A 17,328-nucleotide genomic window follows, 5' to 3' on the forward strand; every position below is an offset into this window, starting at 1 on the left:
AACCTGTAACTCATACTTAATTATCGTTTCATCAAAATAACAAATAACTCTATAAATCAAATAATTATAAATATTTGTATGACTTTTAAAATCTGTGCACCTCTATTAATATGTACAACTTTCTCATCATTTCTCGCCATTCATTACAAGCTAATTTCACAAATTAATATTGATTTTTACATTCAGTTACATGTTTAACACTTGCTTTAAACTTCGTAAAAGCTAGATTGAAATTAGATGTACGAAATTGGTTTTATATTTACCTCCCTGTGGAGGTTATGGTCTGATTCTACACACAGCAGTGCAACATCTGTCAGTACTTCTGGTGTCCTCTAATAAACAGGAGGGCAGCTGCCAGGTGCCAAAAAAAGTGGGGTTTCATCATGTATAATGAAGTCCATAGTTTACATGGTCATACATTACTGTTGATCACAAAACCTTCTTTGCAAGCGACAGCGTTATTACAACATTTAAAGCAATCTTTATCACTGAACGGGAAATTGCATAATATTCAACGTTCTTTTGATGATATTGCCCCTGGCAGCATCATTCTGTTCGATATGATGGAAGCTGATAAAAAGCTTATCCATTACTGGCAGGATATTTTAAGCAGGAAAAACAATAATATCCGCGTGCTATTGTTGAATACACCTGACGAATATCCCTTCAGAGATATTGAAAGCTGGCCGCATATCAATGGCGTGTTCTACGTCACGGAAGAAGAAGACCGGGTGGTTGAGGGCCTGCAAGGTATATTGCGCGGCGAGTGTTATTTTTCGCAAAAGCTTGCAAGCTATCTCATTACGCACTCCGGAAATTATCGCTATAACAGCTCAGAGTCAGCACTGCTCACGCACCGTGAGAAAGAGATCCTGAATAAGTTACGCATTGGTGCTTCAAATATTGAAATCGCCCGTTCGTTATTTATCAGCGAAAATACGGTAAAGACGCACCTTTATAATCTTTTCAAGAAGATAGCTGTGAAAAACCGAACTCAGGCGGTTTCGTGGGCTAACGATAACCTCAGGCGTTAATCACATGAAACGCACGTTGAGTTGGATCGCCGCAGCGAGTTTCCTGCTCGCTGCAGGGAATCTGAAGGCCGTCGAGGTCGAAGTTCCCGGATTGTTAACAGACCACACTGTCTCATCGGTCGGGCACAGTTTTTACCGGGCCTTCAGTGACAAATGGGACAGTACTTATACCGGAAATATAACAATCAACGAGCGGCCCAGTGCACGATGGGGAAGTTGGATAACAATAACGGCCAATCAGTACGTTATTTATCAAACGTTTTTATTCCCCACAAAAATGGACTTCGATAAAAACGTAGCCTTAGCACTGGCACAATCAGAAGACGCTATTAATCGCCTGCAAATAGATAAAGCCCTATTAAGCACCAGCGATTTAGCAAAAGACGAGTTCTAGCGAACCGATATGCGGAGGCTGTCATGCGTATTGCATATGCAGTTGTTTCGATAATGCTGATCACCCCCATAAGCTGGGCCGGAAACATGACGTTTCAGTTCCGTAACCCTAACTTTGGCGGTAACCCTAACAACGGTGCGTTTCTGCTGAATGAGGCTCAGGCGCAAAACTCCTATAAGGATCCAAGCTTAAAGGATTTTAGCATTGATACCCCATCCGCCCTGGACAACTTCACTCAGGCTATCCAGTCGCAGATTTTAGGCGGGTTATTGACCAACATTAATACCGGTAAACCCGGCCGGATGGTGACCAACGATTTTATCGTTGATATCGCCAACACTGATGGACAGCTTCAGCTGAACGTGACCGATCGTAAAACCGGAAGAATATCCACCATTCAGGTTTCCGGTCTTCAAAGTAATTCAACTGACTTTTAAACAATAGCTAAATAAGGACAACGATCATGCAGCGCTTCCTGATATTTGTTGCAGTGTGCTTATTGAGCGGTTGTTTAACTGCTCCACCTAAAGAAGCTGCAAAACCAACATTAATGCCTCGGGCCCAGAGTTATCGTGATTTAACACATTTACCTGCTCCAACGGGGAAAATATTTGTCTCCGTATACAACATTCAGGATGAAACCGGGCAATTCAAACCTTACCCGGCAAGTAACTTCTCCACGGCCGTGCCGCAAAGCGCCACCGCGATGCTGGTTACCGCACTCAAGGATTCGCACTGGTTTATTCCGCTGGAACGTCAGGGTCTTCAGAACCTGTTGAATGAACGGAAAATCATTCGTGCCGCACAGGAGAATGGTACCGTCGCGGCCAATAACCGCACGCCTCTGGAATCTCTGGCGGCAGCAAACGTGATGATTGAAGGATCGATTATTGGTTACGAAAGTAACGTTAAATCGGGTGGTGCGGGCGCGCGGTACTTCGGTATCGGTGCGGATACCCAATATCAGCTCGACCAAATCGCCGTTAACCTGCGTGTGGTTAACGTCAGTACAGGCGAAGTGCTCTCTTCGGTGACCACCAGCAAAACCATACTGTCCTATGAAGTTCAGGCAGGGGTATTCCGCTTCATCGATTACCAGCGTTTGCTTGAGGGTGAAATTGGTTACACCTCTAACGAGCCGGTCATGATGTGTCTGATGTCAGCCATTGAAACCGGCGTGATCTTCTTAATCAACGACGGTATTGACCGCGGGCTGTGGGATCTGCAAAACAAAGCAGACGTGCAGAACCCGATACTGGTGAAATACCGCGATATGTCAGTCCCTCCGGAATCCTGACAGGAAGCGCATAAAAAAGGCGAGATGATTATCTCGCCTTTTTTTATTCGCTCACCGCCGTGATGTTTTGCGCTTTTTCCCGCCGCGACGCCAGCCAAAGACCGCTGTTTTTCATGGCATAGCCAAACAGCAACCCCAGCGCCAGGGAAGGCACCACCAGCTTCCAGTCGCCCTGCCCTGCAAAGGTCGCGCACGCTCCCATGAAGGTTCCCGGCACAAACGAAAGCAGCAGATGCTTAGCCTGAACGCACATCAGGAAGGCAACCACGCCCGTCATGACGTACCCCAGTATCTCCAGATGCGGCGCCAGCCCGCTGCCTTTCATGATCACCAGCGCCCAGATAACCCCGCTCATCAGCGTGCAGCCAGAGATAAAGAGCCCTTTGACGCCCCCCTGCGGACAGGCGAAATAGGCCGTACAGCCAAGGAATCCGGCCCAGCTGAGCAATCCGAGAGACACGGCCACCCATCCCCAAAGTCCGGAGAGAATGCCCGTCGTTATTGCGATACAAAGTAATATGTTCATGGCGCGCATCTTAGCAGAAGCGCACCATAGAAATGCGATCAGAAGCACATTATGTGCAAATTGAAATGCGGAGTTGCAGGATTTATGTGATCTAAATCACTCTTCATTCTCTTCTTCCAGCTCATCCCACATCGCCGCGATCGCGTCGCGGGTCAGCGGTGCCAGCGTTCTCCAGAATGGCGAGGTGGCATGGGCTTCGACTTTACCCAGGAATGTGCCGACCCACGGCAGCAGGTACGTTTCGAACAAGGTTTCGATGGCTTCGTTCTCATCATCCCCGGCGTTGTCTTCGATCCAGGAGGCAGCAAGCAGCAGCGTACCGATATGATCGGCTGGCGTATCGCTTAGCGGCATACCGCGGGTGGAGAGGAAAGCACGGACTTCCGCTTCCGTCGCCCCTTCCTGCCAGGCAGAACGGTATGGCGAAACGCGGCACTCTTCACCGACGAACAGGGCATTGTAATCGGTCGCAATCTGCTGCATGTCGCAGCTTTTTTGCAGACGCGCCAGTAAATCATCCTGTTCCAGCGGCCAGTTCTCCGCCAGTTTACCTTCACGAATTAACGTAAAAAGCGGAACCAACAGCGGGTCTTGCGGCTGGCGATAATAGAGCGTACCCAGCACGCGGCAAAGGATGGAAAACTCGTTCATTTTTATTATTCCATTACACAATTAAAGATCGGCAAATTCGGCAATCGGCTCCATGCCGCGCGATTCGAGGAAATCGAGCATGCGGCGCGGGGTGACGTTCAGGATTTGCGCTTCCGGGAAGTTAACGTCATTCAGCACCTTCAGGCACTCGCTGAAATCGCCCAGCGTGAAGGCGGTATGGGAATCCGAACCCAGCGCCACCATGCCGCCCGCATCGCGGACGGCGGCCGCCACTTCGCGGCAGTTGGCTTCACTGCCCTTACGCGAGTGAACAAAGGAGGAGTTGTTAATCTCCAGCGCCACGCGGTGCTTCGCTGCCGCCTGCGCGACAGCCTGAATATCAATTGGGTACTTCGGGTTGCCGGGGTGGCTGATAATGTGCACATTGCCGCTGGCAATGGTGGCAATCATCGCCGCGGTGTTGGTCTCTTTATCCTGAGGTGCAAAAACCGGCTCGTGGAAACCGGCGAGGATAAGGTCCAGAGACGTCAGCATCGGGCCGGTGCAGTCGATCTCACCGTCGGTATTTTTGATGTTCGCCTCGATGCCGCGCAGTATCCCAATGCCGTCCACCAGACGTGGCCAGATCCGCATATTCACAAAATGCCAGTAGTGCGGCGCATCCGCCATGTCCGGGCCATGATCGGTGATTGCGAACAGCTTAATCCCCTTAAGCTTCGCCTGGGCTATATAATCATGGAGGTTGCTATACGCGTGGGTACTGGCGACGGTGTGCATATGCAGGTCAACGGGATACATCTCTCTCTCCTCTGCGGTTTTTCCAAAGGATAGCAGTTATCAGCGGCGAATATTAGCAAAAACCCGGCGAACGCCGGGTTTCTCTCAGTAGCCGCGCTGTCTGTCGACCTGGCCGGTGACCGCGTTACCCTTCTCCATTTCGCTGATGGTATGGGATATGTACGCCACCGCTTCTGCCGGACGCGTCACGGCGGCCACGTGCGGGGTCATCGCCACGCGCGGATGTGTCCACAGCGGGCTTTCCACAGGCAGCGGCTCACGGCTATAGACATCCAGCATGGCGCCTTTTAGCTTTCCGCTGTCCAGCGCCTTCAGCAAATCGGACTCGACCAGATGCACCCCGCGCGCCAGGTTCATCAGGTAGCTCTCATCGGCTAACTGGTTGAGCAAGTCTTCATTGATGATGCCGACCGTTTCCGCCGTATTGGGCAGCAGGTTGATCAGCACGCGCGTGCCGTTGAGAAAGGCCGGGAGTTCATCCGTGCCGGCAAAGCTCTCGACGCCCGGATAATCTTTGCGGCTGCGGCTCCAGCAGCGCAGCGGAAAGCCCCACGGTGCGAGGGCTTCAGCCACCTTTGAGCCCAGCACGCCCGCACCGAGGATGCCGATGGTAAAGTCTTCACGACGGTAATTCGGCAGCGGCTCCCAGTGGGCCTGCTGTTTAAATGCCTGATAGTCATCGAAGCGGCGGAACCAGTGCAGTACCTGGCTGACCGCATATTCCTGCATCTGCTGCCCCATTCCGGTATCTTCCAGGCGGAACAGGGGAATCGCTTCCGGCAGCATGTCAGGGTGCGCCTTCAGCTTGCTCAGAATGGAATCCACACCGGCTCCCAGGGCAAAAACGGCCTTCAGTTTACGGCCCTGGAGCATTTCTACCGGCGGATGCCAGACCAGCGCATAGTCAGCATGTTCGTTATCTCCACGCTTCCACTCGCGAACGCGTGCGCCGGGTAGTGCCGCCGTGAGCGCCTCGATCCAGTAGGCCGTATCAAACGTAGGGTGATAGAAAAGTATATCCATAGTCATTCCTGCCTTTTATTGCGCTGATTTATTTTGTTTTTTAACGAGGTTGTCAGCATAACAAATTTATTGCACGGCTGTGTTGTTGATAAAAAAGACGCTTTCAGCACATTTAAGAATCATGTTGTCTGAAGTTTGTCTAAACGCGCTAAATTACTGAAAAAGTGAGTTGACGGCAGTTCGGCTTTTCCTTACATTAGCGCCCGTCCCGTCAACAACGGGATGACAATATGGTGAGGTGTCCGAGTGGCTGAAGGAGCACGCCTGGAAAGTGTGTATACGGCAACGTATCGGGGGTTCGAATCCCCCCCTCACCGCCATATTTAAAGAAGAGCTCGCATGAAAATGCGGGCTTTTTTTTCGCATATTGCACGCATGCAGGGGGGATTCGAACCTTGAAACTCCCTGCGCTCTTTATGTCGGGTGGCGCTGCGCTTACCCGACCTACAAAAAGCTACTCCTCCACCATCTTCGCATACTCTTCAGTCAGAAAATCCACCAGCGTCCTGACCGACGGCAGCATGCCGCGCCGCGAAGGATAAACCGCGTGAATCACTTCCCGTCGGGGTTCCCACGCGTCCAGCACCCGTACCAGTTCCCCTGACGCAAGCTGATCCTTCACCATCAATATCGGCAATTGTACAACGCCCACGCCCGCCATCGCTGCTTCCCGCAGTGCCAGCATGTCGGTGGTAATAAAGCGCGGTACGTAGTGGATCTCCGCTTTCGCCCCTTCTGGACCACTGAGCTCCCATTTATGCACCTGTTTACCGGCCCCCATACTTAATCCAGGCCATTCACTGAGCTCGGAAGGCATTCGCGGTTTACCCATACGTTCAATCAACTGCAGACTTGCCACCAGGCAATGCCCCCTGTCAGCCAGCACCCTTAACACCAGGTCGCTGTCATCAAACGGACGCGGACGCACGCGGATAGCCACATCAATACCTTCGCCAACAAGATCGACCCGACGATTGGTGGCCTCAAGCTGGAGATTAATCCCGGGGTAGCGCGCCATAAACCGCGCCAGCATCGGTCCCACGTGGACGTGCAGTAACGTGACGGGACAGGTGATCCTGACGACGCCGCGCGGCTCAGCCTGCAGCGCAGCAACGGCCTCCTCTGCCGCTTCTGCTTCTATCAGCATTGCCTTACAGTGCTGATAGAAAGTGTGCCCCACTTCCGTCACCGTAAACTGCCGCGTCGTGCGCTGTATCAACCGTACGCCAAGCCGCTCCTCCAGCTGCGCGATCCTGCGGCTCAGTTTGGACTTGGGTTGGTCAAGCGCCCTTCCCGCCGCCGCAAAGCCACCGTAATCCACAACCCTCACAAACCAGACGAAGTCATTGAGATCCTGCATACATCCTCATCGTTCTATTTTCAGAACAGTGAATGCCATTTTCACTATCTACCGGGATATTAACCCTGAATATAAGCTAATTACATCAACAGAACATCAGGAGTTAATCATGAAAAACATCACTGGCGTTTATACCGCGCCACGTCAGCACTGGGTGGGCGACGGTTTCCCGGTCCGTTCAATGTTCTCTTATCAGACGCACGGCGAGCCGCTCAGCCCGTTCCTGCTGCTGGACTACGCGGGTCCCTACACCTTTCCGGCAGATGGTGCGAAACGCGGCGTCGGCCAACACCCTCACCGGGGTTTTGAGACGGTCACTATCGTCTATTCCGGTGAAGTGGAGCATCGCGACTCCACGGGGAAAGGCGGCGTCATTGGCCCCGGCGACGTGCAGTGGATGACCGCAGGCGCAGGCATTTTGCACGAGGAGTTCCACTCCAGCGCGTTCTCGCAGAAAGGCGGGGAACTCAAAATGATGCAGCTTTGGGTCAACCTGCCGGCGAAAGACAAGATGGCCGCACCGGGCTACCAGAGCATCACGAAAGCCGACATCCCGGTGGTGACGCTGCCTGACAATGGGGGAACGCTGCGGGTTATTGCCGGTCGCTACGACACGGTGACCGGCCCGGCGCACACCTTCTCGCCGCTCAACGTCTGGGACATCGCGCTGAACCAGGGAAGCCATCTGACGCTCAATCAGCCGGAAGGCTGGAGCACCGCGCTGGTCGTGCTTGAAGGCAGCATCACGGTAAACGGTACCGCTCAGGCGGGTGAAGCCCAGTTGGTCGTGTTAAGTCAGGAAGGCGACAAACTGCACCTGGAAGCGAACAGCGACGCAAAAGTGCTGCTGATGGCCGGTGAGCCGCTGAATGAACCGATCGTGGGCTATGGCCCGTTTGTGATGAACAGTAAAACCGAAATCAACGAAGCCATTCGTGATTTCAATTCCGGCCGCTTCGGCCAGATCTGAACGTAATAAAGGAGAAGAAGATGTCTACACCTGCGAATTTTAACGGAACCCGTCCGGCCATCGATGTAAACGATGCGGTGATGTTGCTTATCGATCACCAGAGCGGCCTGTTCCAGACCGTTGGGGATATGCCAATGCCAGAACTGCGTGCCCGTGCGGCAGCGCTGGCAAAAATCGCAACCCTGGCGAAGATCCCGGTGATCACCACCGCGTCCGTCCCACAAGGACCAAACGGACCGCTTATCCCGGAGATCCACGCCAACGCGCCGCATGCGCAATATGTTGCCCGTAAAGGCGAAATCAACGCCTGGGATAATCCGGAGTTCGTGGCGGCGGTAAAAGCCACCGGGCGTAAGACGTTGATCATTGCGGGCACCATCACCAGCGTCTGCATGGCCTTCCCGTCAATCAGCGCGGTGGCGGATGGGTATAAAGTATTTGCGGTGATTGATGCCTCCGGCACCTACAGCAAAATGGCGCAGGAGATCACGCTGGCGCGCGTGATGCAGGCCGGTGTGGTCCCGATGGATACGGCGGCGGTGGCCTCTGAGATCCAGCGTACCTGGAACCGTGAAGATGCAGCGGAGTGGGCGGAAGTGTACACCCACATCTTCCCGGCTTATAAGCTACTGATCGAAAGCTACAGCAAAGCGCAGGAAGTGGTTAAAAACAGCGAAGTGCTCGATTCACAGCGTTAATCCCCTGCTCCACGGCGTAAAAACCGTGGAGCTGATTATTGCTTAACCGAACAGGCACTAAAGCTGAAAATCTGCTTGACCGTGTCAGCGCAACTCCCTATAGTAGCGCCCCGTTGCCCCCCAAGCGGTCAGGCAGCAAAACAATATGGTGAGGTGTCCGAGTGGCTGAAGGAGCACGCCTGGAAAGTGTGTATACGGCAACGTATCGGGGGTTCGAATCCCCCCCTCACCGCCATATTTAAAGAAGAGCTCGCATGAAAATGCGGGCTTTTTTTTCGCATATTGCACGCATGCAGTATTGTAGGTCGGGTAAGCGCAGCGCCACCCGACGACATGCCCGCACAAAAAACAAAGCCCGGTTTCCCGGGCCTTGAACGCAACAGCAAACTCAGTAATACGCTTGCAGCGTGCGCTGGCAGAGCGCCGAGCGCACGCAGTCATCTTTGGTGAAGCGTACCACCCCAATCATCTCATCTTCCTCAAAACGTGACATGGCGTCGCTCAGTCCGGATTTCACGCCGGACGGCAGGTCACACTGGGTAATATCGCCGTTAACGATAACCGTCACGTTCTCCCCGAGGCGCGTTAAAAACATCTTCATTTGCGCAGCGGTCACGTTCTGAGCCTCGTCAAGAATGACGACCGCATTTTCAAATGTACGTCCGCGCATATAGGCGAACGGCGCGATTTCCACCTTGCCAATCTCTGGCCGCAGGCAGTACTGCATAAAGGATGCACCCAGCCGCTTCACCAGCACGTCATAGACGGGCCTGAAGTACGGGGCAAACTTCTCCGAAATATCACCGGGCAAGAAGCCGAGATCTTCATCAGCCTGCAGTACCGGACGGGTAACAATGATTCTCTCCACGTCCTTATGGATCAGCGCTTCCGCCGCTTTGGCTGCACTGATCCAGGTTTTCCCGCATCCGGCTTCACCGGTTGCAAAGATGAGCTGTTTACTCTCGATAGCATTCAGGTAGTGCGCCTGAGCCTCATTGCGCGCCACAATTGGAGAATTATCACGGCTGTCACGGGCCATGCCAATTGCTTCTACGCCACTCATCTGCACAAGCGAGGTGACCGATTCTTCTTCACGCTGTTTATGGCTACGTGAATCCCGTCTCAGCACACGTTTTGCTTCGCGACGAGCTTTGATCACTGCTTTTTGTCTTCCCATGGATAGCACCTTGAGTTGTTGGTATTCATCACACGCGCCAGCGTCGGCACGATTATGCGCACGAACATCAGAGGGTTGGCTTCCTTGTAAGCCATTGCTTGCACTATCGGATGACGATACGGAACAGCTACGCGCACCGTTCTGCACGTCGGTCGAATCAGATTCTTGAGGGAGGGGGGAAAATTTAGTGGTGAGGAAATCGCTGCCGGAGTCTGAGCCTCCGCGCCGGGTGCTGCGGTTGTTATATTTACCTTGTCCAGTACAGGACGCAACCATTCGCGATCTCCATAGTGATTCAGCATCACTGCCGGGAACTACCGCTGTCTTATCTTAAGTACATCAGGAGTTATCATAAATGCAACATTTATTTTACCTGAATGCAACTTTTAAGACTGTCCCTACAGTTGAAATCAGTCTCATATAGAAATATTACAGAAATATAACAGCAGGATAGTCATATGAAAAAATAATGTCCCTGCGAATCGTCGCAGGGACAATTATCAGGCTTCAATAAGACCTTGAGCGAGATACGCGTTGCTGTCGCGCACGCCTGGCAGGGCAAAGAAATAACCGCCGCCGATGGGTTTAATGTACTCTTCCAGCGCTTCGCCGTTGAGCCGCTTCTGCACGGTCAGGAAGCCTTTTTCCAGATCGTGCTGATAGCAGACGAACAGCAGCCCCATATCGAGCTGACCGGAATTGGTGACGCCGAGCGAGTAGCTGTATCCCCGACGCATCATCAGGCTCGACTGCGTCTCTTTGGTGCGCGGATTGGCCAGACGAATATGGCTGTCCAGCGCAATTACATCGCCATTCGGATCGCTGGCGTAGTCGGGCACATCATGCTCGTTCTTCATGCCGAGCGGAGCCCCGCTTTGCTTATCGCGACCGAAGATCGTCTGCTGCTCTTTCAGCGGCGTGCGGTCCCAGAACTCTACGTGGAACTGAATAATCCGCACCGCCTGATAGCTGCCGCCCACCGCCCATGCCGGTTCATTCTGCTCGGCAGTGACCCACACCACCTCCTTCATGAGCGCGCTATCGTGGCTGTCCGGGTTGGCCGTGCCGTCCTTGAAGCCCAGCAGGTTCACCGGGGTCTCTTTACCCTTGCTGCGGGCGGCGTGGTCAGAGATAAACCCTTCCCGCTTCCAGCGCACGCTCAGCAGATCCGGCGTATGCTTGATGATGTCGCGCAGGGCGTGGATCACCGTGTCCTGGGTATTGGCGCAGATCTGCAGGAGCAGGTCGCCGTGACAAAGGGCGGCATCCAGGGAATCATTCGGGAAGCGCGTCATTTTTTGCAGCGCTTTCGGCTTCTGTTTTGCCAGCCCGTAACGCGCGTCAAACAGCGATTCTCCCAGCGAAACGGTTATGGTCAGGTTATCCGGGGCAATGAATGGCCCCAGAATGCCGGAGTCCATAGGCGGCAGACGCGGGTTCGGCGTATCGGGCGCCGGTCCACCGGCGGTAAGAAACGCGATGCGCGTCGTCATCAGGCGGAACAAACGTTCCAGATCGGCTTTATCACTGGCCAGCGAATCAAAGGCCACCAGCATCATCGACGCCTGCTGCGGCGTCAGGATACCGGCCTGATGCTCGCCATAAAACGGCTGCGTCTCCATGCGGGCATTGGGTGACAGCGTGCCGGGCGCGCTTTGCGGTTTCGCCGCGTGCGCCACCGGACACCCGCCAGCCAGAGCAAGCGCGCCCCCCAGCGCCCCTACCCCTTTTAACAACCGGCGACGGGAAGGTTCAGCCACGTCGCTCTCGTTATGCTTATTCATCGTGCTTAGTCCAGACCCAGTACGCCACGCAGCAGGGAGAGATCTTCCGCCAGGGCGGTAATCGGGCCTTTCAGCGCGTTGCGGTCGGCATCGGTCAGCTTGTCGTAGGTCTCAAACCCGTCTTTGGTGCGGTACTTCGCCAGGATGGTGTCGACTTTTTTGAAGTTGGCATCCACTTTGGCCAGCAGCTCGCCGTTCTCTTTCTGCAGCTGAGGACGCAGCAGGTTAACAATTTTCTGTGCGCCGTCGACGTTAGCCTGGAAGTCCCACAGGTCGGTATGGCTGTAGCGATCTTCTTCGCCGCTGATTTTGCTCGCGGCCACTTCTTCAATCAGCCCGGCCGCACCGCCCACCACTTTTGAAGGCGGGAAGGCCAGCTCGCTGATGCGCTTTTGCAGCTCCAGCACGTCGCTGTTCAGCTGGTCGGCATACTTCTCCATCCCTTTGGCAGAATTATCGCCAAACAGGGCTTTCTCCAGACGGTGGAAACCGGTGAATTTCGGATCGGCCGCTTTCTGCTCGAAATCATCTTCACGGGCGTCAATGCTGCCATCAAGGTCAGAGAACAGCTCGGCGATCGGCTCAATGCGCTCGTAATGCTGACGGGTTGGCGCGTAGAGGGATTTCGCTTTTTCGATTTCACCGGCCTTCACCGCATCGGTAAAGGCTTTGGTTGCCGCTGCCAGATCCGCCGTCTCTTTCGTGACGTACGCTTTATACGCGGTAATCGCATCGCCCAGGCTCAGCACCGCAGCGCCTTTTGCCGCATCGGCTGTCGCTTCACCTTTGACGATGAGCTTTCCTTTCGGGTTGGTCAGCAGACCGCAGGTCATCTCATACTCGCCCGGCTGCAGGTTGGCGGTCATCTTCTGGCTGAAGCCAGGAGCGATATTTTCACGCTCTTCCACCACCAGAACGCCTTTCAGGATCTCCCACTCCAGCGCCTTCTGGCTGTGGTTCTGAATAATAAACTGGGTTTTTCCGCTGTTCACCGTGAGGGTCATCGGCTCACACTGCTTGTCGTTGACGGTGACCTTAACCTGTGGAACATCCGCGCCCCAGGCGGAGAATGCAGAAGCGAACAGCGCGGCAATGCCTGCGCATAACGCACTACGACGGAACTGAATTGCCATGACTCTTCCCTTTAAAAGTATGTTGTTACTCAATCAAAGATTACGGCGCAACGCGCGACGCCTGCGTGCCGGTACGCGGCGGCATTGCGAACAGCACCAGCGCCGGAACCAGATAGATAAAGTACATCGCCACTTCGCTGACGCTCGGCGTTTCCTGATAGCCGAAGATACCTTCGAGCAGGGTGCCGGTCAGAGAGTGCGTGGAGAGAACGTTGCTGAGGTCGAACGCCACGTCCTGGAAATGGTTCCACAGGCCCGCTTCATGGAAGGCGCGAATCGCCCCTGCCGCCAGACCCGCGGCTACCAGCAGAATAAACAGGCTGGTCCACTTGAAGAAGGCGCCCAGATTCAGGCGGATACCGCCCCAGTAGAGCAGGAAACCGAGCACCACGGCCGTGGCGAGGCCCAGCATGGCCCCCAGCGGCGGCCAAATCCCCACATCCTGCTGAAACGCCGCCAGCAGGAAGAAAACAGACTCCAGCCCTTCGCGCGCCACGGCGAAAAAGACCATCATAATGAGCGCCCAGCCGTGGTTGTTCCCCTTCTGTAGGGCGTTATCCACCGCCTGCTCCAGCTGCACCTTCACGTTACGGGAGACTTTACGCATCCAGAACACCATCCAGGTGAGGATCACCACCGCAATCACGGCGACGATACCTTCAAACAGCTCCTGCTCTTTCTGCGGAAACTCGCCGGTGGTTTCGTTGATGAGGACACCTAAGCCCAGGCAGAGCGCCGCGGCAAGGAAGACCCCGATCCACATGACGCCAATCCAGCGCCCGCGCTGGGTTCGCTTCAGATAACTGGCGATGAGGCTCACGATAAGGGCGGCTTCGAGCCCTTCACGTAACATAATGAGAAATGGAACAAACATGCCGACACCTTAAATGTTTATCGCGGTCAACTGATGCAAAGAAAGGTAAATTCTTGTGATAGTGATTATCATTACGGCAGAAAGAAACACAAGCGAAATATGTGGTGTTTTGATGACGAGTTGTAAACGCAGAGCCTGATAATAGTTACATACGTAACGTTCAAGTTTATAAGTTATAACGAAAATGCCCATTTACGCTGATTCAGGGCTGTGGCTAAATATCCGCCTCAAACACCTGGTGAAAATAAATTATGTTTAAAATTGTCCATTTCCTGCTGGCGCTGGTCATTATTCTCGCGCTTGCCTGGCTTACGAGTTTCGACCGCCGAAAAATTCGCATTCGTTTTGTTTTACAGCTGATTGTCATTGAAATTGCCCTGGCGTTCTTTTTCCTGCACGCCGAAAGCGGGTTATTCCTGATTAAATACGTCTCGGGATTTTTTGAGTCACTGCTCAAATTTGCTGGCGAAGGGACTAATTTCGTCTTTGGCGGTATGGGAGAAAAAGGGCTGGCGTTCATTTTCCTCGGCGTACTTTGCCCGATTATTTTTATTTCCGCGCTGATTGGTATTCTTCAGCACTGGCGGATCCTGCCGATTTTTATTCGGGTGATCGGTACGCTGCTGTCCAAACTGAACGGCATGGGCAAGCTGGAATCCTTTAATGCGGTGAGCTCGCTGATCCTCGGCCAGTCGGAAAACTTCATTGCCTACAAAGGCGTGCTGGGCGATCTCTCCTCGCGTCGTCTGTTCACCATGGCGGCCACGGCCATGTCGACGGTCTCCCTGTCGATTGTCGGGGCGTATATGACCATGCTCGATGCCAAATTTGTCGTCGCGGCGCTGATTCTGAACATGTTCAGCACCTTTATTATTCTCTCCGTCATCAATCCGGCGCGCCCGGAAGCGGAGCCGGATATCAAGCTTGAAAAACTGCATGAATCGCAGAGCTTCTTCGAGATGCTCGGCGAGTATATTCTGGCCGGTTTTAAGGTGGCGATGATTATTCTGGCGATGCTGATTGGCTTTATCGCCCTTATTAGCGCCGTTAACGCCCTCTTCTCCAGCGTATTTGGCATGAGCTTCCAGCAGATCCTGGGCTATGTATTTTATCCCCTGGCATGGCTGGTAGGTATTCCGCTGAGCGATGCCTTAAACGCGGGCAGCATTATGGCGACCAAGCTGGTGGCGAATGAATTTGTGGCGATGATTGAGCTGCAGAAAATAGCACACCAGATGTCCCCGCGCGGGCTGGGGATTTTATCCGTCTTCCTCGTCTCGTTCGCGAACTTCGCCTCCATCGGCATCGTGGCCGGAGCGATTAAGGGCCTGAACGAGCAGCAGGGTAACGTGGTATCGCGTTTCGGGCTGCGTCTGGTCTACGGCGCGACGCTGGTGAGTTTGCTGTCAGCGAGCTTTGCGGGGTTGGTGCTCTGATGCAATGCCGGGTGGCGCGCAGCGATCCCGGCCTGCAAAACAACAACGGCGGGAATTCCCGCCGTTTTCATTAAAACTGTACGCACACCGGCTGATCGACACGCATCACCGACTCCTGCGCGAAGCGTGACTTATAAATCCCGCGTAACGCTTCGATGTTCTTCTCACTCTGCGCATCTTTACCGTGGATTAGCATCAGCGCCTTGCTCGGTTCACGCGCCACTTTTCCGTCGTTCCCCAGCCACTGCCCGCGGGCATCAAATACCGTTAAGCCATCGCGAAAGCGCGGCGTCACGTCCTGGTCAACAAACTGCTGCCACTCATTGGGGGTAATCTGCGCCCCGGCAGGACGGTTTAAGCCGAAATAGAGCGTGGTTTGCTGCATCTGGCTATCCGCTTTGCAGGTTTCCACCGCCGCGTGTTGCGATGGCGCGTTGCAGCCCGCCAGCATCAATAATGCCGCCGCCATTAACCCTGTTTTGATTGTCATGCTTCGCTATCCTCATTGTTATAAGCACAGGGATATCACAGGAAAAGACGGATTTTGGCAAGAAAAAAGCCGGGTGCGCTTGCGCTTACCCGGCTTACGGTACTGCGTGAGAAAATTATTCTGGCTGCAGCTTAGACGGCGGTGCGGAGTGGTAATGCGCGTCGGCTTCCGCAAAGCGTTTCTGCATGGAGGCAGACGGCGCTTTACCCAGCAGGCTGAAGACCACGATACCGATGCTGCCGAAGATGAAGCCCGGAATGATTTCGTACAGGCCCAGCCAGGCGAACTGTTTCCAGACGATAACGGTCACCGCACCGATAATCATCCCCGCCAGCGCGCCGTTACGGGTCATACGGGACCACATGACGGAGAACAGGACGACCGGACCAAACGCCGCACCAAAGCCCGCCCACGCGTAGCTCACGAGACCCAGCACGCGGTTTTCCGGGTTGGCCGCCAGCGCAATCGCAATCAGCGCCACCAGCAGCACCATAAAGCGCCCTACCCATACCAGCTCTTTCTGGCTCGCGCCCTTGCGCAGGAAGGCCTTATAGAGGTCTTCGGTGATGGCACTGGAGCAGACCAGCAGCTGACAGCTCAGGGTGGACATTACCGCGGCCAGGATCGCGGAGAGCAGAATACCGGCAATCCACGGATTAAACAGAATCTGCGCCAGCTCGATAAACACGCGTTCGGCGTTCTGGTTCACCGCGCCCGCCTGCGCCGGGTTATTGCTGAAGTAGGCGATCCCGAAGAAGCCGACCGCACACGCGCCCGCCAGACACAGAATCATCCACGTCATACTGATGCGGCGCGCATGGACGATGGTGTGGTGAGAATCCGCCGCCATAAAGCGCGCCAGAATGTGCGGCTGACCGAAGTAGCCCAGACCCCAGCCCATCAGGGAGACGATGGCGACAAAGTTGAGCCCTTTCAGCATGTCGACGTTTTCGATGCTCTTCTGCTTGATCACTTCCAGCGAATCGCCAAAGCCGCCAACGGTGAAAATCACAATCACCGGGGTCAGGATCAGCGCGAAGATCATCAGGCTCGCCTGCACGGTGTCGGTCCAGCTGACGGCCAGGAAGCCGCCCACGAAGGTATAGAGGATGGTTGCCGCCGCACCGGCCCACAGGGCGGTTTCGTAGCTCATGCCGAAGGTGCTTTCGAACAGACGCGCACCGGCCACGATGCCGGAGGCACAGTAGATGGTGAAGAACACCAGGATCACCACCGCCGAGATAATACGCAGCACGCGGCTGTTATCCTCAAAGCGTCCGGTGAAGTAGTCCGGCAGCGTCAGGGCGTTATTGTTTGCCTCGGTGTGCACGCGCAGACGGCCTGCCACCAGCTTCCAGTTGATCCATGCGCCCACGGTCAGACCGATGGCAATCCAGCTTTCCGAAATACCAGAGATGAAAATCGCACCGGGCAGACCCATCAGCAGCCAGCCGCTCATGTCCGATGCGCCTGCAGAGAGTGCGGTCACCATCGGGCCTAAACTGCGTCCGCCCAGGATGTAGTCGTCAAAGTTTTTCGTTGAACGCCACGCCAAAAACCCTATCAGGATCATGCCAAAAATATAAACGAGAAATGTCACCAGCATCGGTGTGCTAATTGCCATTCAAATTCTCCAAAAGTGTCGAGCGACAACCGTCCGGGTTGTCTTGTTATATGATCACCGGAACGAGGTGACGTATCTTGTGTTTCGGTGAGGCGCGC

General features: G+C 54.3%; 18 protein-coding genes and 2 tRNA genes. 9 read left to right on the plus strand and 11 right to left on the minus strand.

What is annotated here, in order from left to right:
• Nucleotides 1-383: 383 nt before the first annotated feature.
• The 4 genes from csgD to csgG are packed head-to-tail and all read left to right on the plus strand — an operon-like array spanning nucleotide 384 to nucleotide 2,725.
• The gene (gene csgD, locus ACMGGE_RS08690) at nucleotides 384-1,034 is read left to right on the plus strand and encodes a biofilm master transcriptional regulator CsgD (RefSeq protein ID WP_021240790.1); all 651 of its coding nucleotides are present in this window, start codon (nucleotides 384-386) and stop codon (nucleotides 1,032-1,034) included.
• 4 nt (nucleotides 1,035-1,038) lie between these two features.
• Nucleotides 1,039-1,428: a curli production assembly/transport protein CsgE gene (gene csgE, locus ACMGGE_RS08695; RefSeq protein WP_008500845.1), complete on the plus strand. Its 390-nt coding sequence runs from the start codon at nucleotides 1,039-1,041 to the stop codon at nucleotides 1,426-1,428.
• A gap of 23 nt (nucleotides 1,429-1,451) precedes the next feature.
• A complete protein-coding gene (csgF, locus tag ACMGGE_RS08700) occupies nucleotides 1,452-1,865 on the plus strand; it encodes a curli production assembly/transport protein CsgF (protein ID WP_023311106.1) in 414 nt (137 codons plus the stop codon).
• Between the two features lie 26 nt (nucleotides 1,866-1,891).
• Complete coding sequence (gene csgG, locus ACMGGE_RS08705; RefSeq protein ID WP_045357119.1) at nucleotides 1,892-2,725, plus strand: curli production assembly/transport protein CsgG; 834 nt, start codon at nucleotides 1,892-1,894, stop codon at nucleotides 2,723-2,725.
• A 43-nt stretch (nucleotides 2,726-2,768) separates the two neighbouring features.
• On the opposite strand, the gene ACMGGE_RS08710 is transcribed toward csgG, so the two are convergent.
• The 4 genes from ACMGGE_RS08710 to ghrA all read right to left on the minus strand — a co-directional run bounded on the left by ACMGGE_RS08710 (nucleotide 2,769) and on the right by ghrA (nucleotide 5,684).
• On the minus strand, nucleotides 2,769-3,251 hold the full coding sequence (locus ACMGGE_RS08710; RefSeq protein WP_420293660.1) for a DUF1097 domain-containing protein: 483 nt from the start codon (nucleotides 3,249-3,251) through the stop codon (nucleotides 2,769-2,771).
• Nucleotides 3,252-3,347: 96 nt separating this feature from the next.
• A complete protein-coding gene (locus tag ACMGGE_RS08715) occupies nucleotides 3,348-3,902 on the minus strand; it encodes a TorD/DmsD family molecular chaperone (RefSeq protein WP_045908295.1) in 555 nt (184 codons plus the stop codon).
• A 21-nt stretch (nucleotides 3,903-3,923) separates the two neighbouring features.
• Nucleotides 3,924-4,661, minus strand: coding sequence for a phosphatase (locus ACMGGE_RS08720; RefSeq protein WP_008500850.1), 738 nt, complete (start codon nucleotides 4,659-4,661; stop codon nucleotides 3,924-3,926).
• A gap of 84 nt (nucleotides 4,662-4,745) precedes the next feature.
• Nucleotides 4,746-5,684, minus strand: a complete 939-nt coding sequence (gene ghrA, locus ACMGGE_RS08725) for a glyoxylate/hydroxypyruvate reductase GhrA (RefSeq protein WP_420293661.1) — start codon at nucleotides 5,682-5,684, stop codon at nucleotides 4,746-4,748.
• A gap of 232 nt (nucleotides 5,685-5,916) precedes the next feature.
• Here ghrA and ACMGGE_RS08730 point away from each other — a divergent pair.
• Nucleotides 5,917-6,004 (plus strand) — tRNA-Ser (locus ACMGGE_RS08730).
• A gap of 134 nt (nucleotides 6,005-6,138) precedes the next feature.
• Here the strand turns inward: ACMGGE_RS08730 and ACMGGE_RS08735 are convergent.
• The gene (locus ACMGGE_RS08735) at nucleotides 6,139-7,044 is read right to left on the minus strand and encodes a LysR family transcriptional regulator (protein WP_420293662.1); all 906 of its coding nucleotides are present in this window, start codon (nucleotides 7,042-7,044) and stop codon (nucleotides 6,139-6,141) included.
• Nucleotides 7,045-7,153: 109 nt separating this feature from the next.
• Here ACMGGE_RS08735 and ACMGGE_RS08740 point away from each other — a divergent pair, with 109 nt between their 5' ends.
• The 3 genes from ACMGGE_RS08740 (at nucleotide 7,154) to ACMGGE_RS08750 (ending at nucleotide 8,947) form a co-directional block, all read left to right on the plus strand.
• Complete coding sequence (locus ACMGGE_RS08740) at nucleotides 7,154-8,014, plus strand: pirin family protein (protein ID WP_248221126.1); 861 nt, start codon at nucleotides 7,154-7,156, stop codon at nucleotides 8,012-8,014.
• A 20-nt stretch (nucleotides 8,015-8,034) separates the two neighbouring features.
• Complete coding sequence (locus ACMGGE_RS08745) at nucleotides 8,035-8,712, plus strand: isochorismatase family protein (RefSeq protein ID WP_248221125.1); 678 nt, start codon at nucleotides 8,035-8,037, stop codon at nucleotides 8,710-8,712.
• Between the two features lie 147 nt (nucleotides 8,713-8,859).
• Nucleotides 8,860-8,947 (plus strand) — tRNA-Ser (locus ACMGGE_RS08750).
• 153 nt (nucleotides 8,948-9,100) lie between these two features.
• Here the strand turns inward: ACMGGE_RS08750 and phoH are convergent.
• From phoH to efeU, 4 genes are all read right to left on the minus strand, one after another.
• The gene (gene phoH / locus ACMGGE_RS08755; protein ID WP_008503509.1) at nucleotides 9,101-9,889 is read right to left on the minus strand and encodes a phosphate starvation-inducible protein PhoH; all 789 of its coding nucleotides are present in this window, start codon (nucleotides 9,887-9,889) and stop codon (nucleotides 9,101-9,103) included.
• Between the two features lie 500 nt (nucleotides 9,890-10,389).
• Nucleotides 10,390-11,673 (minus strand): iron uptake transporter deferrochelatase/peroxidase subunit, encoded by a 1,284-nt coding sequence (gene efeB / locus ACMGGE_RS08760; protein WP_248221124.1) that lies wholly within the window; start codon nucleotides 11,671-11,673, stop codon nucleotides 10,390-10,392.
• Between the two features lie 5 nt (nucleotides 11,674-11,678).
• Nucleotides 11,679-12,806, minus strand: coding sequence for an iron uptake system protein EfeO (gene efeO / locus ACMGGE_RS08765; RefSeq protein ID WP_420293663.1), 1,128 nt, complete (start codon nucleotides 12,804-12,806; stop codon nucleotides 11,679-11,681).
• Nucleotides 12,807-12,846: 40 nt separating this feature from the next.
• A complete protein-coding gene (gene efeU, locus ACMGGE_RS08770) occupies nucleotides 12,847-13,680 on the minus strand; it encodes an iron uptake transporter permease EfeU (protein WP_045908301.1) in 834 nt (277 codons plus the stop codon).
• 251 nt (nucleotides 13,681-13,931) lie between these two features.
• Between efeU and ACMGGE_RS08775 the strand changes: the two genes are divergently transcribed.
• Nucleotides 13,932-15,116 carry a NupC/NupG family nucleoside CNT transporter gene (locus ACMGGE_RS08775; protein WP_111966927.1) on the plus strand — a complete coding sequence of 395 codons (1,185 nt, stop codon included), beginning with the start codon at nucleotides 13,932-13,934 and terminating at the stop codon, nucleotides 15,114-15,116.
• Between the two features lie 70 nt (nucleotides 15,117-15,186).
• On the opposite strand, the gene ACMGGE_RS08780 is transcribed toward ACMGGE_RS08775, so the two are convergent.
• A complete protein-coding gene (locus tag ACMGGE_RS08780) occupies nucleotides 15,187-15,606 on the minus strand; it encodes a DUF3574 domain-containing protein (RefSeq protein WP_047072039.1) in 420 nt (139 codons plus the stop codon).
• A gap of 115 nt (nucleotides 15,607-15,721) precedes the next feature.
• Entirely contained in the window at nucleotides 15,722-17,230 is a 1,509-nt protein-coding gene (gene putP, locus ACMGGE_RS08785; RefSeq protein WP_045908304.1) for a sodium/proline symporter PutP, read from the minus strand.
• Between the last annotated feature and the right edge of the window lie 98 nt (nucleotides 17,231-17,328).

Origin of the sequence: Enterobacter sp. BNK-22, assembly GCF_048684805.1 — a bacterium.
GTDB classification, from domain to species: Bacteria; Pseudomonadota; Gammaproteobacteria; order Enterobacterales; family Enterobacteriaceae; genus Enterobacter; species Enterobacter quasiroggenkampii.

Excerpts from the sequence above, each read along its gene's own strand:
- efeB (WP_248221124.1), bottom strand. The coding sequence starts at position 11,673 with ATGAATAAGCATAACGAGAGCGACGTGGCTGAACCTTCCCGTCGCCGG.
- ACMGGE_RS08720 (WP_008500850.1), bottom strand. The coding sequence starts at position 4,661 with ATGTATCCCGTTGACCTGCATATGCACACCGTCGCCAGTACCCACGCG.
- efeO (WP_420293663.1), bottom strand. The coding sequence starts at position 12,806 with ATGGCAATTCAGTTCCGTCGTAGTGCGTTATGCGCAGGCATTGCCGCG.
- ACMGGE_RS08745 (WP_248221125.1), top strand. The coding sequence starts at position 8,035 with ATGTCTACACCTGCGAATTTTAACGGAACCCGTCCGGCCATCGATGTA.
- ghrA (WP_420293661.1), bottom strand. The coding sequence starts at position 5,684 with ATGGATATACTTTTCTATCACCCTACGTTTGATACGGCCTACTGGATC.
- csgF (WP_023311106.1), top strand. The coding sequence starts at position 1,452 with ATGCGTATTGCATATGCAGTTGTTTCGATAATGCTGATCACCCCCATA.
- ACMGGE_RS08710 (WP_420293660.1), bottom strand. The coding sequence starts at position 3,251 with ATGAACATATTACTTTGTATCGCAATAACGACGGGCATTCTCTCCGGA.
- ACMGGE_RS08735 (WP_420293662.1), bottom strand. The coding sequence starts at position 7,044 with ATGCAGGATCTCAATGACTTCGTCTGGTTTGTGAGGGTTGTGGATTAC.
- phoH (WP_008503509.1), bottom strand. The coding sequence starts at position 9,889 with ATGGGAAGACAAAAAGCAGTGATCAAAGCTCGTCGCGAAGCAAAACGT.
- csgE (WP_008500845.1), top strand. The coding sequence starts at position 1,039 with ATGAAACGCACGTTGAGTTGGATCGCCGCAGCGAGTTTCCTGCTCGCT.
- ACMGGE_RS08740 (WP_248221126.1), top strand. The coding sequence starts at position 7,154 with ATGAAAAACATCACTGGCGTTTATACCGCGCCACGTCAGCACTGGGTG.
- csgG (WP_045357119.1), top strand. The coding sequence starts at position 1,892 with ATGCAGCGCTTCCTGATATTTGTTGCAGTGTGCTTATTGAGCGGTTGT.
- ACMGGE_RS08775 (WP_111966927.1), top strand. The coding sequence starts at position 13,932 with ATGTTTAAAATTGTCCATTTCCTGCTGGCGCTGGTCATTATTCTCGCG.
- efeU (WP_045908301.1), bottom strand. The coding sequence starts at position 13,680 with ATGTTTGTTCCATTTCTCATTATGTTACGTGAAGGGCTCGAAGCCGCC.
- putP (WP_045908304.1), bottom strand. The coding sequence starts at position 17,230 with ATGGCAATTAGCACACCGATGCTGGTGACATTTCTCGTTTATATTTTT.
- ACMGGE_RS08780 (WP_047072039.1), bottom strand. The coding sequence starts at position 15,606 with ATGACAATCAAAACAGGGTTAATGGCGGCGGCATTATTGATGCTGGCG.
- ACMGGE_RS08715 (WP_045908295.1), bottom strand. The coding sequence starts at position 3,902 with ATGAACGAGTTTTCCATCCTTTGCCGCGTGCTGGGTACGCTCTATTAT.
- csgD (WP_021240790.1), top strand. The coding sequence starts at position 384 with ATGTATAATGAAGTCCATAGTTTACATGGTCATACATTACTGTTGATC.